We start from the raw sequence: 15119 nt of genomic DNA, 5'->3' as shown, positions 1-15119 counted from the left end.
TCTCGATACGCCCGCTGCGCGGGCTACTCGATCAGCATGGTGCGCCGACTGCTCGGCCTCCACGCTGGCCGACCAGCCCCGTAGGGGCATCCCTCACGCTGGTCGAGCAGCCTCGGCCCCACGTTGGTCGAGCAGCTCGCGGGGCGGCCCCACCACGCTGGTCGAGCAGCTCGCAGGGCGGCCCCCGTCTTGCTGGTCGAGTAGCCCCGAAGGGGCGTATCGAGACCACCCGTCGTCGGCACCTCCGGCAGCAGACCTCCGGCACGCAGAAGCGCCTCCGGCACGCCGAAACCGGCGATTCCGGCGAGCCCGAGCCGGAATCGCGAGCCGAAGCTCACCCGCCACGCAACCTCCGGCACGCAGAAACGCGTCCGGCTCGCGGGATCTGTGGATCCCCGCGAGCCGGACGCGGAACGACGAGCCGAAGCCGCCGAAGAGGACGTGCCTCAGCGCGCGCGCTTCTCCCGCACGCGCATGTTGACGTTCACCGGCGAGCCCTGGAAGCCGTAGATCTCGCGCAGTCGGCGCGCGATGTAGCGGCGGTAGCCCGGGTCGAGGAAGCCGGTCGTGAAGAGCACGAATGTCGGCGGGCGCGAGGACGCCTGGGTGCCGAACAGCACGCGGGGCTGCTTGCCGCCGCGCAAGGGGTGCGGGTGCGCCGCGGTGAGCTCGGCGAGGAACGCGTTGAACTTGCCGGTCGGGATGCGGGTGTCCCACGACTCGAGGGCGAGCTCGAGCGCGGGCACGAGCTTCTCGAGGTGGCGTCCGGTCTTCGCCGAGATGTTCACGCGCGGTGCCCAGGCGACGTGCGCCAGGTCCTTCTCGATCTCGCGCTCGAGGTAGCGGCGGCGCTCGTCGTCGAGGAGGTCCCACTTGTTGAAGGCGAGCACGAGCGCGCGGCCCGACTCGAGCACCAGGTCGATGATGCGGACGTCCTGCTCCGAGATCGGCTCGGACACGTCGATCACGACGACCGCGACCTCCGCCTTCTCGAGCGCGGTCGAGGTGCGCAGCGACGCGTAGAAGTCGGCGCCCTGCTGCAGGTGCACGCGGCGGCGGATGCCGGCGGTGTCGACGAAGCGCCAGATCTTGCCGGCGATCTCGACCTGCTCGTCGACCGGGTCGCGGGTGGTGCCGGCCAACTCGTTGACGACGACCCGCTCCTCCCCCGCGGCCTTGTTGAGCAGGCTCGACTTGCCGACGTTCGGGCGGCCGAGGATCGCGACACGGCGCGGGCCGCCGACCTCGCGCTTGGCGACGAGCGACTCGAGCGGCAGCTTCTCCAGCACCGTGTCGAGCAGGTCCGCGACGCCGCGGCCGTGCACGGCCGAGACCGGGTACGGCTCGCCGAGGCCGAGCGACCACAGCGACGCGGCGTTCGGCTCCTGGCGCACGTCGTCGACCTTGTTGGCCGCGAGGAACACGGGCTTCTTGGTCTTGCGGAGCAGCTTCACGACGTGCTCGTCGGTCGCGGTCGCGCCGACGTTCGCGTCGACGACGAAGATGACGGCGTCGGCGAGGTCGATCGCGATCTCGGCCTGCATCGCGACGGAGGCGTCGATGCCGCGGGCGTCGGGCTCCCAGCCGCCGGTGTCGACGACGGTGAACTGGCGGTCGAGCCAGTCCGCCTTGTACGAGACGCGGTCCCGGGTGACGCCCGGGGTGTCCTCGACGACGGCCTCGCGGCGGCCGAGGATGCGGTTCACCAGCGCCGACTTGCCGACGTTCGGGCGGCCGACGATCGCCACGACCGGCAGCGCGGGGAGGTAGCGGACCTCGTCCGGGTCCTCGCTCGCGTACTCGAGGAGGTCGCGGTCCTCCTCGTCGAGGTCGTAGTCCTCGAGTCCGCTGCGCAGCGCCTGGGCGCGCGAGGAGGCGAGCTGCTCGTCGAGGTCGCCGAGGCGCTCGACGAGGTCGTCGTCTCCGAAGTTCAGCTCGTCGTCACCGACGCGCGTGTCCTGTGCCATGATCGGCCCTTGCTCTCGAAGTTCGGACCTCGGCGATGACCGCATCGACGGTCTGCTCGAAGTCGAGGTGAGTGGAGTCGAGAAGAGTGACTCCGTCTGCGGCGTTCATGAAGTCCACCACCTGGGAGTCGGCGCGGTCCCTCGACCGCAGTGCCTGACCCGTCGCCTCAGCGGATTGCGTGGTGACCTCGCGCGAACGCCTCGCCATCCTAGCCTCTTCGCTCGCGGTCAGGAGGATCCGCACCCCGGCGGTCGGTGCGACGACCGTGGTGATGTCGCGCCCCTCGACGATGATGCCCGCCTTGCGCGTCTCGCCGATGATGCGGCGGAACAGCAGTGTGATGCGCCGACGCACCTCCGGGACCTTCGCCACCGCCGACACCTGGCCGGTCACGCGCGGCTCGCGGATCGCGGCGGTCACCTCGGTGCGGCCCACCCAGACCGAGTACGACTCGGGGTCGGTGCCGATGGAGTAGTCGAAGCCGTCGAGCGCGTCGACGATCGCGTTCTCGTCGGAGAAGTCGAGCCCGATCTCGAGGCCGTGCCAGGCGAGCGCCCGGTAGGCGGCGCCGGTGTCGAGGAACTCGAAGTCGAGGCGGCGGGCGGCCTCGCGCGAGACGCTCGACTTGCCGCTGCCGGCCGGTCCGTCGATGGCGACGACGACCGCGTCGCCGAAGGAGGGCGCGTCGTCGAGGCGCGCACCGCCGGCGCGCTCGGGAGCGGCTCCCCCGTCCTCCGGGATGCTCTGCTGGGCGCGACGGGCGGGCGTCATGCGGTTCAGGCCGCCCTCCTGCCTGTTCTGCTCCGTGCTCATCCGGCGATCCTCCAGCCGCGTGCGGTCAGTTCCTCGGTCAGGGGGCCGACGGCCTCCGGCACCACCGAGATCTCGGTGAGGCCCACGCGGCGCCCCTCCGCATGCTCGAGGCGCACGTCCTCCAGGTTCACTCCGGCCTCGCCGATCTCGACGAGGAGGCGCGCGAGCGTCCCCGGCGTGTCGTCGACGAGGACGATCAGGGTGGAGAAGCGCTGGTCCTGGCCGTGCTTGCCGGGCAGGCGGGCGACGCCCGCGTTGCCGGCCGCCAGGTGCTCGGCGAGCAGGCGGCGGGCGCCCGGAGCGTCGAGGTCGCGCAGCGCGTCGGCGACCGCGGCGACGTCGTCGCGGAAGGCGTCGAGCACGGCGACGACGTGCTCGCGGTTCGCGCCCAGGATCTGCACCCACAGCTCCGGAGCGGAGGCGGCGAGGCGCGAGACGTCGCGCACTCCCTGACCCGCGAGCCGCAGGGCATCGTTGGGCGCGTCGACGAGTCGCTGGCCGAGCAGGGACGAGATCACCTGCGGAGCGTGCGAGACGAGGCCGACCGAGCGGTCGTGCTCCTCCGGGCCCATCTCGATGATCGAGCCGCCGAGATCGAGCGCGAGGGCCTCGACCCGGGCGAGCGCCTCGGGCGGGGTCTCGCCGTCGCGGCAGATCACCCAGGGGCGGCCGACGAAGAGGTCGCCGCGCGCCGCGACCGGGCCGCCGCGCTCGCGACCGGCCATCGGGTGCGAGCCGATGTAGCGGCTGAGGTCGAGGCCCCGGGCGCGGAGCTCGCGCAGCGGCTGCATCTTGACGCTCGCGACGTCGGTGACGACCGCCTCGGGGAAGGCGGCGAGCTCGCGCTCGACCACGCCGGCGACGACGTCCGGCGGCACGCAGACGACGACCAGCACGGGGCGGTCCTCGGCGGAGGCGGCGCGGCCGGCCCCGTAGTCGATCGCCAGCGAGAGGCTGGCCGGCGAGGCGTCGTCGAGCACGACGTCGACCCCGCGCGAGGCGAGGCCGAGGCCGATCGACGCACCGAGCAGTCCCGATCCGACCACCCGCACCGTCCCCGTCGTCCGCATCGCGGGCGGGGCGGGGTGCAGGAGCTCGTTCACCCCGACAGCCTACCGATCAGGCCGACGGCGCTTGTCCTGCCCGCTGCGTCGCACGCCGGAGTCGGGCCGCTCCGCTCCGCCCGCGGAGGGGCGTCGCCGATCCTGCGGCGGGGTCGCCCGGTCGTCGGCCCGCAGCGCGTCGGAGGGACGCTCGCGCGGTCGCTCGTCGCGACGGCGGTCATCGGAGCGGCGATCGCCACGGTCGTCGGATCGACGCTCGGGACGCTCCTCCGACCGCCGCACCGGGCGGTCGTCGGATCTGCGCTCAGGACGCTCCTCCGAGCGCCGCACCGGGCGATCGTCCGCCCGACGCACAGACCTATCGTCCGAGCGACGCACGGGGCGCTCCTCCGATCGACGCTCAGACCGGTCGTCCGAGCGCCGCACCGGGCGGTCGTCCGATCGACGGGCGGGCCGGTCGTCGGACCGACGCTCGGGCCGCTCCTCCGACCTCCGCACAGGACGCTCCTCCGATCGCCGCACCGAGCGCTCCTCGGTCCGCCGCTCCCCGCGTCCCTCGGTCCCCCGGTCGTCCGCTGTCTGCGGTCGCGGACGCCGCGCGCCCGCACTCGCCTGGCGCGTCGGCTCCGGCTTCTCCACCGGCGTCTCGCCGCCCTGACGCGAGATGGTCAGCAGCGCGCCGAGCTCGTCGCGGGTCAGGTCGCGCAGATCGCCCGAGCGGAGCGAGCCCAGGTGCAGCGGGCCGAACTGCCGGCGCACCAGCTCGAGCACCGGGTGCCCGACGGCCGCCATCATCCGCCGGACGACGCGGTTGCGCCCCGAGTGCAGCGTGATCTCGACGAGCGACGCGTTCGAGCGCCCCTCCGGGCGACCCAGCAGTCGCGCCTTGTCGGCGGCGACCGTGCCGTCCTCCAGCTCGACGCCGGCGGTCAGCGCCGCGATCGTCTGCGGCAGCACCTGTCCGTGCACCTTCGCGATGTAGGTCTTCGTCACGCCGAACGACGGGTGCGCGAGCACGTGCGCCAGCTCGCCGTCGTTCGTCAGCACGAGGAGCCCGGAGGTCTCGGAGTCGAGGCGGCCGACGTTGAACAGCCGCTCCTCGAAGTTCTGCGTGTAGGTGCGGAGGTCCGGACGGCCGTTCTCGTCCGACAGCGAGCTGACGACGCCGACCGGCTTGTTCAGCATCACGTAGCGCCGCGAGGTGTCCAGCTGCACGGCGACACCGTCGACCTCGATCCGGTCGTTCTCCGGGTCGATCCGGCGGCCGAGCTCGCTCGCCACCTCGCCGTTCACCCGGATGCGCCGCGCGACGATCATCTCCTCGACGACGCGGCGGGAGGCGACCCCCGCGGCCGCGAGGACCTTCTGCAGTCGTTCGCCCTCGGGCAGGTCAGCCGCGCTCATCGAATCCGTTCCGTCCGTCGCTCAGTAGGGGGGAGATCTTCGGCAGCTCGTCGAGCGAGGCGAGGCCGAGATGGACGAGCAGCTGCTCGGTGGTGCCGTAGAGGACCGCGCCGGTCTCGGGGTCGCTGCCGACCTCCGCGATCAGGCCGCGGCCGAGGAGGGTGCGCGCGACGGAGTCGACGTTGACCGCGCGGATCTGCGCGACCTGGCCGCGCGAGATGGGCTGCTTGTAGGCGATGACCGCGAGCGTCTCGAGGGCGGCCTGCGACAGCTTCGTCGGATTCTGCGTCAGCACGAAGTCCGAGACGACGGAGTCGTACTCGCGGCGCACGTAGACCCGCCAGCCGCCGCCGACCTCGCGCAGCTCGAAGCCGCGCCGGATCCCGCCGTTCGCGCCGTCGAAGTCCGCGACGAGACGCTCGACGGACTGCCGGACGACGGGGATCGGCCGCGAGAGCGCCGTGGCGAGCGCGGCGAGCGACTGCGGCTCGTCCGCGACCATCAGGATCGCCTCGACGGCGCGGTCGATCTCGAACGCGACGGTCCCGGGGCCCGCGACGGCGCCGTCGACTGAGGCGGAGTCGATGCCTGCGCCGACGGTCGTGGGCTCACTGGTCATAGTCGGCCCCCAGGTGAGCGAGGCTCGCGTCGGACCAGTTCTCCGCCACCCACTGCAGGGTCAGCTCGCCGAGCGGCTCCGGCTGCTCGAACGCGATCGCCGCGTGCCGGTAGAGCTCGAGCACGGCGATGAAGCGCGCCACGATCATGCCCTTCTCGTCCGCATCGGCGATGAGCTCGCGGAAGGTCGCGGTGGTGCGCTCGCGCAGGACGCCGACGATGTACGCCGCCTGCTCGCGGATGCTGATCAGCGGCGCGTGCAGGTGGTCGAGCCCCACGGTGGGGATCTCGCGGGGGGCGAGCGCGAAGGCGGCGAGCGCCGCGAAGTCCTCGGGCGAGAGCGTCCAGACGAGCTCCGGCTTCTTCGCGCGGAACTCCTCCTCCAGCGGCACCGCACGCACGTGCCGGCCGGTCTCGGCGTCGATCCGCTCGGCGAACCACGCCGACACCTGCTTGAAGGCGCGGTACTGCAGGAGTCGGGCGAACAGCAGATCGCGCGCCTCGAGCATCGCCGCGTCCTCCGCGTCGACCAGCTCGCCCTGAGGCAGGAGCCCGGCGATCTTGAGGTCGAGCAGGGTCGCCGCGACGACCAGGAACTCCGAGGCGCGATCGAGGCCCTCGGCCGTGTCGATGCCGTGCAGATAGGAGAGGAACTCGTCCGTCACCGCGCTCAGCGCGATCTCGGTGATGTCGACCTGCTGCTTCGCGATCAGGCTCAGCAGGAGGTCGAAGGGGCCCTCGAAGTTCGACAGCGCGACGGTGAAGCCGCGGGAGACGGGGGCGGTGTCCGCCTCCTGGTCGAGCAGGAGCGCCTCAGGCGACCGCGCCACGCGAGATCAGCTCCCTGGCGAGCTTGCGGTACGCCTTCGCCGCATTGTGCTCCGGTGCGAACGTCGTGATCGGCACCCCCGACACGCTCGCGTCGGGGAACTTCACCGTGCGGCCGATCACCGTCTCGAGCACGCTGTCGCCGAAGGCGTCGACCACCCGGTCGAGCACCTCGCGCGAGTGCAGCGTGCGCGAGTCGTACATGGTGGGCAGGATGCCGTCGAGCTCGATCACCGGGTTGAGGCGGTCGCGGACCTTGTCGATCGTCTCGATCAGCAGCGCGACGCCGCGCAGGGCGAAGAACTCGCACTCGAGCGGGATGAGCACGCCGTGGCTCGCGGTCAGCGCGTTGACGGTGAGCAGGCCGAGCGAGGGCTGGCAGTCGATCAGGATGACGTCGTAGTCGGCGCTGACCTTGCGCAGCACGCGGGCGAGGATCGTCTCGCGGGCGACCTCGTTGACGAGGTGCACCTCCGCGGCGGACAGATCGATGTTGGCCGGGATGATGTCGAGCCCGGGGACGCGGGTGGGGCGGATCGCCTCGCTCGGGTCCTTGACGGTGCCGAGCAGCAGATCGTAGATCGTGATCGCGTCGTAGGTCGCGACGCCGAGACCGGCGGACAGCGCGCCCTGCGGGTCGAAGTCGATGGCCAGCACGCGGCGGCCGTACTCGGCGAGCGTCGCACCCAGGTTGATGGTGGTCGTCGTCTTGCCGACGCCGCCCTTCTGGTTGCAGAGGGAGATGATCCGCGCGGGCCCGTGGCCGGTCAGCTCGACCGGGAGGGGGAAGTCTCGCAGGGGCCGGCCGGTCGGGCCGAGCGTCGGGGCTTCGAGACCGGTGAGCTCGGCCTTGTCGTCCGTCTTGCGTGTCACCTGCGTCGCCTCGCTTCCCGTGTCGGCGTGCGCTCCCGCGCGGCCTCCGTCGAGTGTACCGGCGGCCCCGCCCCTCCTCGCGGCGCCCCGCCGCGCCCCCGCCAGTCGCGGAGCGGCGAAGAGTCTTCCTCGCATGCTGGTCGAGCATTCGCGAAGCGGCCCCTCCATGCTGGTCGAGTAGCCGCGCAGCGGCGTATCGAGACCCCCCTCACCGCCGCGCCCGCGGATGCGCCGTCGTGTAGACGTCGCGCAGCGTGTCCGCCGTCACCAGCGTGTAGATCTGCGTCGTCGCCACCGACGCGTGCCCCAGCAGCTCCTGCACCACCCGCACGTCCGCCCCGCCGGCGAGCAGGTGCGTCGCGAACGAATGCCGGAACGTGTGCGGCGAGATCTCGCGGTCGAGCCCCGCCTTCTCGGCGACCGCGCGGATCACCAGCCACGCGCTCTGGCGCGACAGCCGGCTCCCCCGCACCCCGAGGAACAGCGCCGGCGTCGCCCGCCCGCGCCGCGACAGCTCGGGGCGCGCCCGCACCAGGTAATCCTCGACCGCCTCGCGCGCGAAGCTGCCCAGCGGCACCATCCGCTGCTTCGAGCCCTTGCCGGTCAGCCGCACCACCTCGGAGTCGAACACGTCGTCGACGCTCAGATCGACCGCCTCCGAGATGCGAGCCCCTGTGGCGTAGAGCAACTCGAGCAGCGCCCGATCGCGCAGCTCCGACAGCTCCTCGCCGCGGGCCGCCTCCAGCAGCGCGCTCATCTGCTCGACCGTGATCGCCTTCGGCAGCGTCATCGGCAGCTTGGGCGGCACCACGTCGTGGGCGACGTCGTCGGCGACGTGCCCCTCCTCGAGAGCGAAGCGGTGCAGCCCGCGCACGCTCGACAGGATGCGCGCCCGTGAACTCGCGGCGAGCGGCCGCTCGGTGCGAGCGGCCAGCCAGGAGGCGAACGCGCCCACGTCCGAGCGCCGCAGCTCCGCGAGGTCGGCCGTCCCCCGCTCCTCGAGCCAGCCGAGGTACAGCCCGAGATCGCGCCGGTAGGCGGCGATCGTGTGCGCCGAGAGTCCGCGCTCGACGCTCGCCTGCCGGAGGAAGGCGTCAGCGATCGCGGCCGGAGTCACCCCCGGCGGACCCGCGGGTGCCGCGTCCACGGCGCCGAGGCGTCGCCGAGCCCCGCCCAGCCGCGCGCTCGGAAGGCGTGCGCCGCGAGCACCGCGATGCACAGCGACGGGTTCTGCACCCGCCGAGCGAGCACGGCGTCGAGGGCGTCGTCGAGGGCGACCCAGCGCAGCTCCATGTCGGCCTCCTCCGCCTCGCGCTCGAAGGCCGCGTCGGTCGCCGAGAGATCGCGCGCCAGGTAGATGCGGATCACCTCGTCGCTCCCCCCGGGCGACGTCGCGAACTCCGAGAGCAGGTCCCAGCGGCCGGCCCGCAGATCGGTCTCCTCACCCAGCTCGCGCTGCGCGGCGACGAGCGCGTCCTCCCCCTCGATGTCGAGGAGGCCGGCCGGGATCTCCCACTCGCGGGTGCGCACCGGGTGGCGGTACTGCTTGATCAGCGCGACCCGGTCCTCGTCGTCGAGGGCGAGCACCGCGACGGCGCCCGTGTGGTCGAGGAACTCCCGGCGCAGCTCGCCGTCGCCGTAGCGGAACGTCTCGGCGCGGACACCCCAGACCATCCCGTCGAAGACGCGCTCGCTCGTCAGGATCTCCGGCTCGACGAGCTCATCGGACAGCAGCTCGCCCGAGGCCGAACCGACCGCGTCACTCATCGGCGCCGGCCTCCGAGGCCGGGAACAGGCGCGAGGCCTCCTGGCGCTCGAGCGCCGCGGTGACCAGACCGCGGAAGAGCGGGTGGGCGTTGTTCGGCCGCGAGCGCAGCTCCGGGTGCGCCTGCGTGCCGACGTAGAACGGGTGCTTGTCCCGCGGGAGCTCGACGTACTCGACGAGGCTGCCGTCGGGCGACGTCCCCGAGAACCACAGGCCGGCCTCGGCGATGCGATCGCGGTAGCCGTTGTTCACCTCGTAGCGGTGCCGGTGGCGCTCGGCGGCCTGCGGTGCTCCGTAGACCTCCGCGACGATCGAGCCCTCGGCCAGATCGGCCGTGTACAGCCCGAGTCGCATCGTGCCGCCCATGTCGCCGGCGGCGAGGATCTCGACCTGCTCCGCCATCGTGGCGATCACGGGGAACTCGGTGTCCGGGTCGAACTCGGACGAGGAGGCGCCCTCGAGTCCGGCCTCGTGGCGCGCGTACTCGATCACCATGCACTGCAGGCCGAGGCACAGGCCGAGGGTGGGGATGCCGTTCTCACGGGCGAAGCGCAGTGCGCCGAGCTTGCCCTCGATCCCGCGGATGCCGAAGCCGCCGGGCACGCAGATGCCGTCGAGGTCCGAGAGCGCCTTCGCGGCCGCGTCCGGGTCCTCGAGTCCGTCGGACGCGATCCAGCGGAGGACGACCTTGGTCTGCTGGGCGAAGCCGCCGGCGCGCAGCGCCTCGGTGACCGAGAGGTAGGCGTCGGGCAGATCGATGTACTTGCCGACCAGGCCGATGGTGACCTCGTGCTTGGGCTCGTGGACCGCCTCGAGCAGCTGCGACCAGCCGTCCCAGACGACCTCGCCGGCCGACAGGTCGAGCTGGTCGATGATGTAGGAGTCGAGCCCCTGCTCGTTGAGCATCGAGGGGATCTCGTAGATCGAGGCGACGTCCTTCGCGTTCACGACGGCCTGCTCGTCGACATCGCACATCAGCGCGATCTTGCGCTTGTTCGACTCCGACACCGGCCGGTCGCTGCGCAGCACGAGCGCGTCGGGCTGGATGCCGATCGAGCGCAGCGCCGCGACGGAGTGCTGGGTCGGCTTGGTCTTCTGCTCACCGGACGCGCCCATGAACGGCACGAGCGACACGTGCACGAAGAAGACGTTGCGACGGCCGAGCTCGTGGCGCACCTGGCGCGCCGACTCGATGAAGGGCTGCGACTCGATGTCGCCGACCGTGCCGCCGATCTCGGTGATGATCACGTCGGGCTGAGGGTCGTCCTCGGCCTGCAGGCGCATGCGGCGCTTGATCTCGTCGGTGATGTGCGGGATGACCTGCACCGTGTCGCCGAGGTACTCGCCGGCCCGCTCGCGTGCGATCACGCGGGAGTAGATCTGACCTGTGGTGACGTTCGCCGCCTGGTTCAGATTGATGTCGAGGAAGCGCTCGTAGTGCCCGATGTCGAGGTCCGTCTCCGCGCCGTCGTCGGTCACGAAGACCTCGCCGTGCTGGAACGGATTCATCGTGCCCGGGTCCACGTTGAGGTACGGGTCGAGCTTCTGCATCACGACGCGCAGTCCGCGCGCGGTGAGCAGGTTGCCGAGGCTGGCGGCCGTCAGGCCCTTGCCGAGCGAGGAGACGACCCCGCCCGTGACGAAGATGTGCTTCGTGACCTTCGCGGGGGCGGTGTCGCGCCCGGCCGCAGAGGTGTCGGAAGAAGAAGAGGAAAGGCCCGAGTTCGAATTGTCCACCACGGGGTTCCACCGTAACAGCAGAACCGGGTCCGGGCGCCGCCTCCGCCGATTTGCCACCGGTCCGGGGGCGGCGCGCCGACCCGTCTCAGGGCCGGCGGCTCGTCTCAAGCAGCTCCCGCGCGTGCGCCAGGGCGTTCTCGGAGTCGGTGAGACCCGAGAGCAGGCGCGCCATCTCCGAGACCCGCTCCTCCGCGGCCAGCTGGGTGACCGCGCTCGAGGTGACGGAGCCGTCGGAGCCCTTCTCCACGCGGAGGTGGTTGGTCGCGAAGGCCGCGACCTGGGCGAGGTGCGTGACCACGATGACCTGCGACGTCTCCGCGAGCCGGGCGAGTCGGCGCCCGATCTCGATGGCCGCCGCGCCGCCGACCCCGGCGTCCACCTCGTCGAAGACGAACGTCGGGACCGGATCGTTCGCCGCCACCACGACCTCGATCGCGAGCATCACCCGCGAGAGCTCGCCTCCGGAGGCGCCCTTCGCGAGGGCGCGCGGGGTGGCGCCGGTGTGCGGCTGGAGCAGCATCTCGACGGTGTCGCGACCGTGGGCCGTCGGCTCGCCCTCGCTGCCGACCTGGACGTGCAGCCGCGCGTCGGCCATGGCCAGCGCGGTCAGCTCGTCGCTGACCCGCTCCCCCAGCTCCGCAGCCGCGGCGGTGCGCAGCTCCGTCAGCCGGTCGGCGAGGCGCTCGACGAGATCCGCGTCGGCCGCGGTGTCGGCCTCCAGGGCGGCGATCCGCTCGTCGTCGCCGTCGAGCTCGAGCAGCCGGAGACCGGAGGAGTCGACCAGGTCGAGGACGTCGTCCAGGGTCGGTCCATAGGTGCGCGCGAGGGCGGAGAGCTCCGCCCGGCGGTTCTCGATCAGCTCCAGGTCGTGCGCTCCGTCGAGATCGAGCTCGGCGAGGTAGGAGGAGAGGCCGGCCGCCACGTCGCCGAGCAGGACCGACGCCTCGGTGAGCGTCTGCGTCATCGGCTCGAGCGCGGCGTCGTGCTCCGCTGCCCGCTCGAGCACGCGCCGGGCGGTCTCGACGAGACCGAGGGCGTCCCGGCCGTCGAGGTCCTCGGAGGACACCGCCTCGCGGGCCTCCCCTGCGGCGATGCGGAGCTGCTCGATGCTGCCGAGCCGCTCGGACTGCGCAGAAAGCTCGACGTCCTCGCCCCGCTGCGGAGCGACGACCTCGATCTCGGCCAGGGCGCTGCGGAGCCGCTCCGCCTCCCGGGCCCGCGCCTCGCGCGCCTCGGTGAGCTCGTCCAGCTCCTCCCGGTTGGCACGCCAGCGCTCGAAGGCGCTTCCGTAGTCGCGCAGCGCCTCGGCCAGCTCGGGACCGCCGAACCGGTCGAGGGCGTTCCGCTGGGCGGCCGCCGAGCGCAGCCGGATCTGATCGGACTGCCCGTGCACGACCACGAGCTGGTCGGCGAGCTCGCTGAGCACGCTGACGGGGGCGCTGCGCCCGCCGACGACGGCCCGGCCGCGTCCCTCCGCGGAGACCGAGCGGGCGAGCAGCAGCTCGGGTCCGTCCAGGTCGCCGCCGGCGTCGCGGACGCGGTCGGCGATCGCGCCCTCCTCAGGGACGAGCCAGCGGCCCGAGACCCAGGCCTGCTTGCTGCCGGACCGGACGGCGGACGCGTCCGAGCGCGCGCCGAGCACGAGGCCCAGCGCCGTCACGACCATGGTCTTGCCCGCGCCGGTCTCGCCGGTGACGGCGGTGAACCCCGGTCCGAGCGGGAGGGTCGCCTCGGCGATGACGCCGAGGTCGCGGATCTGCAGCTCTTCGAGCATGCGGCTACTCCGTCTCCGCCGACCCCCGCCATCCGCGGATGGGGAGACCGAACTTCTGCACGAGGCGATCGGTGAACGGGGCGTCGTGCAGTCGCGCGAAGCGCACGGGCACGGGTGAGCGGCGGTAGACGACGCGAGCACCGGGTGGCAGCTCGTAGGTGCGCCGGCCGTCGGCCCAGAGGACGCCCACTCCGTCGGTGCGCTCCTTCACCTCGACGGCGAGGCTGGACTCGGGTCCGACCACGAGCGGCCGGGCGAAGAGGGCGTGGGCGCTGAGCGGCACGAGCAGCATCGCCTCGAGCGTCGGCCAGACGACGGGGCCGCCGCCGGAGAACGCGTAGGCGGTCGAGCCGGTGGGCGTCGACACCACGATGCCGTCGCAGCCGAAGCTGGAGAGCGGGCGACCGTCGACGCCGACCATCACCTCGAGCATCCGCTCGCGGCTGCCCTTCTCGACGGTCGCCTCGTTGAGGGCCCAGGTCTCGTAGACGACCGCATCGTCGATCTTCACCCGGACCTGGAGCGTCATCCGCTCCTCGACCGCGTAGTCGCCGTCGAGGGCACGGGCCACGGCGTCGTCCAGATCGTCGCGCTCGCTCTCGGCGAGGAAGCCGACATGACCGAGGTTGACCCCGAGCAGCGGCGCGGTGCGGCTGCGGACGATCTCCGCCGCGCGCAGGATGGTGCCATCGCCCCCGAGGACGAAGACCAGCTCGATCTCCGCCAGCGGGACGTCGGCACCGAGCACCGAGACGTCGCTCAGCTCGGGTGCGGCGCGGACGATGTCGCCCTTGTCGTCCGCGCAGAGCACGGGCCGGGCTCCGGACCCGCGGAGACGTCCGACCACGAGGATCGCCGCGTCGAGGGAGTCCGCCCGTCCGGTGTGGGCGATGACGAGGATGTTGCGCTCGCCAGGAGGGGACTGCATCGAGTGGGTGTCCTTCGGGTCGATCGACGGCGGCGGACACGATCGCGTCACCCGAGGGCGAGCGCGGTGACCGCGTCTCTCCATTCTGTCGGAATCGTTCCGCGGTCGCGGTGGAGGTGCACCAGATACTCCTGATTCCCAGCGCCGCCGGGCAGGGGCGAGGCGATCAGCCCGGCCACCCCGAGCCCCGCGTCCCAGGCGGACCAGAGGGCGTCCGACAGAGCCTCCCTGCGGAGCTCGGGATCACGGACGATCCCCTCCTTGATGCCGGTCCGGCCGACCTCGAACTGCGGCTTGACCAGCACGACGAAGTCGGCGGTCGGCGCGACGGAGGCGGCGACCGCCGGCAGCACCATCGACAGCGAGATGAACGACACGTCCGCTACGACGAGGTCGGGCACGACGCTGGTCTTCGCCGCCGCCGCGAGGGTGGACGCCGTCATGTCGCGGGCGTTGAAGCCCTCCACGACGCTCACCCGCTCGTCGGAGCGGATCCGCGGCGCGAGCTGTCCGTGCCCGACGTCGAGCGCGATGACCGACGCGACTCCGCGCTCCAGGAGCACCTGGGAGAAGCCGCCGGTCGAGGCGCCGACGTCGAGGGCGTGAGCGCCCTCCACTGCCACGCCGTCGAAGGCGTCGAGAGCGGCGATCAGCTTGTGGGCCGCCCTGCTGACGTAGTGGTCGAGCGTGGCGACGCCGATCTCCTGCTCCTCCCGCACTCTGATGGAGGGCTTGAGGGCCGGCGCACCGTCGACGGTGACGACGCCGTCGGCGATGAGCCGAGCCGCGTGCACTCGAGAGCGGGCGATGCCCCTCACTGCGAGTGCGGTGTCGAGCCGCTGATCCTCGGAGTCGCTCATCGCGCTGCGTCCCCGCCCTCGAGACGGACGCGGAGCTGCTCCTGCACCTCGGCGTACGCCGACGCACGGGAGCCCAGCGGCGCCTGCTCGATCTCGTCGAGGCGATCAGCGAGTTCGATGCGCTCGCCTTCGGATGCGCGGTCCTCGGACATCGTCACTCCTCACGGCGCCGCGTCTCGCGGCTGGTGGGCCGGCTCTCCTGGAAAACCGCGCGTTAAACAGCGATGGCCACCCAGAATCTGGGTGGCCATCGGCAAATGGTGTCCGGCGGTGTCCTACTCTCCCACAGGGTCCCCCCTGCAGTACCATCGGCGCTGAGAGTCTTAGCTTCCGGGTTCGGAATGTGACCGGGCGTTTCCCTCTCGCTATGGCCGCCGTAACCCTTTCAGACACATCCACCCGCTCGGAAGCGTGGTGGTGGTCAAATCTGGGTCACACGTCATGCGTGTGTTCTGTTGTCCGCCCCGAGCATGTCGGGTGCGGT

The 15119-nt window shown here is 72.2% G+C and carries 13 protein-coding genes, 1 rRNA gene and 1 pseudogene; all 15 read right to left on the bottom strand.

Annotated elements, in window-relative coordinates:
- Positions 1-446: 446 nt before the first annotated feature.
- Positions 447-1967, bottom strand: coding sequence for a ribosome biogenesis GTPase Der (der, locus tag HQQ82_RS17265; RefSeq protein ID WP_173235312.1), 1521 nt, complete (start codon positions 1965-1967; stop codon positions 447-449).
- Positions 1942-2781, bottom strand: a complete 840-nt coding sequence (gene cmk / locus HQQ82_RS17260; RefSeq protein WP_254071623.1) for a (d)CMP kinase — start codon at positions 2779-2781, stop codon at positions 1942-1944. The genes der and cmk overlap by 26 nt, the downstream gene beginning before the upstream one ends.
- Complete coding sequence (locus tag HQQ82_RS17255; protein ID WP_173235830.1) at positions 2778-3851, bottom strand: prephenate dehydrogenase; 1074 nt, start codon at positions 3849-3851, stop codon at positions 2778-2780. Before HQQ82_RS17255 ends, cmk begins: the two co-directional genes overlap by 4 nt.
- Before the next feature lie 648 nt (positions 3852-4499).
- Positions 4500-5249: pseudogene (locus tag HQQ82_RS20140) on the bottom strand (pseudouridine synthase); the annotation flags it as partial.
- On the bottom strand, positions 5236-5868 hold the full coding sequence (gene scpB, locus HQQ82_RS17245; protein WP_173235310.1) for an SMC-Scp complex subunit ScpB: 633 nt from the start codon (positions 5866-5868) through the stop codon (positions 5236-5238). The pseudogene HQQ82_RS20140 and the gene scpB, both read right to left, overlap by 14 nt.
- A complete protein-coding gene (locus tag HQQ82_RS17240) occupies positions 5858-6697 on the bottom strand; it encodes a ScpA family protein (RefSeq protein WP_173235309.1) in 840 nt (279 codons plus the stop codon). Before HQQ82_RS17240 ends, scpB begins: the two co-directional genes overlap by 11 nt.
- Positions 6681-7568 carry a ParA family protein gene (locus HQQ82_RS17235; protein ID WP_123446039.1) on the bottom strand — a complete coding sequence of 296 codons (888 nt, stop codon included), beginning with the start codon at positions 7566-7568 and terminating at the stop codon, positions 6681-6683. Before HQQ82_RS17235 ends, HQQ82_RS17240 begins: the two co-directional genes overlap by 17 nt.
- Before the next feature lie 208 nt (positions 7569-7776).
- Positions 7777-8715: a site-specific tyrosine recombinase XerD gene (xerD, locus tag HQQ82_RS17230; protein WP_367947993.1), complete on the bottom strand. Its 939-nt coding sequence runs from the start codon at positions 8713-8715 to the stop codon at positions 7777-7779.
- Positions 8682-9335 carry an NUDIX hydrolase gene (locus HQQ82_RS20135; RefSeq protein WP_173235308.1) on the bottom strand — a complete coding sequence of 218 codons (654 nt, stop codon included), beginning with the start codon at positions 9333-9335 and terminating at the stop codon, positions 8682-8684. The genes xerD and HQQ82_RS20135 overlap by 34 nt, the downstream gene beginning before the upstream one ends.
- Positions 9328-11073, bottom strand: a complete 1746-nt coding sequence (locus HQQ82_RS17220; RefSeq protein ID WP_173235307.1) for a CTP synthase — start codon at positions 11071-11073, stop codon at positions 9328-9330. The genes HQQ82_RS20135 and HQQ82_RS17220 overlap by 8 nt, the downstream gene beginning before the upstream one ends.
- A gap of 85 nt (positions 11074-11158) precedes the next feature.
- Positions 11159-12847: a DNA repair protein RecN gene (gene recN / locus HQQ82_RS17215; protein WP_173235306.1), complete on the bottom strand. Its 1689-nt coding sequence runs from the start codon at positions 12845-12847 to the stop codon at positions 11159-11161.
- A gap of 4 nt (positions 12848-12851) precedes the next feature.
- Complete coding sequence (locus HQQ82_RS17210) at positions 12852-13775, bottom strand: NAD kinase (RefSeq protein WP_173235305.1); 924 nt, start codon at positions 13773-13775, stop codon at positions 12852-12854.
- A 47-nt stretch (positions 13776-13822) separates the two neighbouring features.
- Entirely contained in the window at positions 13823-14635 is an 813-nt protein-coding gene (locus HQQ82_RS17205; RefSeq protein WP_173235304.1) for a TlyA family RNA methyltransferase, read from the bottom strand.
- Positions 14632-14787, bottom strand: coding sequence for a hypothetical protein (locus HQQ82_RS17200; RefSeq protein WP_173235303.1), 156 nt, complete (start codon positions 14785-14787; stop codon positions 14632-14634). Before HQQ82_RS17200 ends, HQQ82_RS17205 begins: the two co-directional genes overlap by 4 nt.
- 110 nt (positions 14788-14897) lie before the next feature.
- Positions 14898-15014 (bottom strand): 5S ribosomal RNA (rrf, locus tag HQQ82_RS17195).
- Positions 15015-15119: the final 105 nt, after the last annotated feature.

This window comes from Rathayibacter sp. VKM Ac-2856 (assembly GCF_013205055.1).
GTDB lineage: Bacteria > Actinomycetota > Actinomycetes > Actinomycetales > Microbacteriaceae > Rathayibacter.
The sequence above is the reverse complement of the archived record's forward strand: the minus strand, read 5'-3'. Positions and strand labels throughout refer to the sequence as shown.

Coding starts and splice junctions, on each gene's coding strand:
- der (WP_173235312.1), bottom strand. CDS start 1,967: ATGGCACAGGACACGCGCGTCGGTGACGACGAGCTGAACTTCGGAGAC.
- cmk (WP_254071623.1), bottom strand. CDS start 2,781: ATGAGCACGGAGCAGAACAGGCAGGAGGGCGGCCTGAACCGCATGACG.
- HQQ82_RS17255 (WP_173235830.1), bottom strand. CDS start 3,851: ATGCGGACGACGGGGACGGTGCGGGTGGTCGGATCGGGACTGCTCGGT.
- scpB (WP_173235310.1), bottom strand. CDS start 5,868: ATGACCAGTGAGCCCACGACCGTCGGCGCAGGCATCGACTCCGCCTCA.
- HQQ82_RS20135 (WP_173235308.1), bottom strand. CDS start 9,335: ATGAGTGACGCGGTCGGTTCGGCCTCGGGCGAGCTGCTGTCCGATGAG.
- recN (WP_173235306.1), bottom strand. CDS start 12,847: ATGCTCGAAGAGCTGCAGATCCGCGACCTCGGCGTCATCGCCGAGGCG.
- HQQ82_RS17210 (WP_173235305.1), bottom strand. CDS start 13,775: ATGCAGTCCCCTCCTGGCGAGCGCAACATCCTCGTCATCGCCCACACC.
- HQQ82_RS17205 (WP_173235304.1), bottom strand. CDS start 14,635: ATGAGCGACTCCGAGGATCAGCGGCTCGACACCGCACTCGCAGTGAGG.
- HQQ82_RS17200 (WP_173235303.1), bottom strand. CDS start 14,787: ATGTCCGAGGACCGCGCATCCGAAGGCGAGCGCATCGAACTCGCTGAT.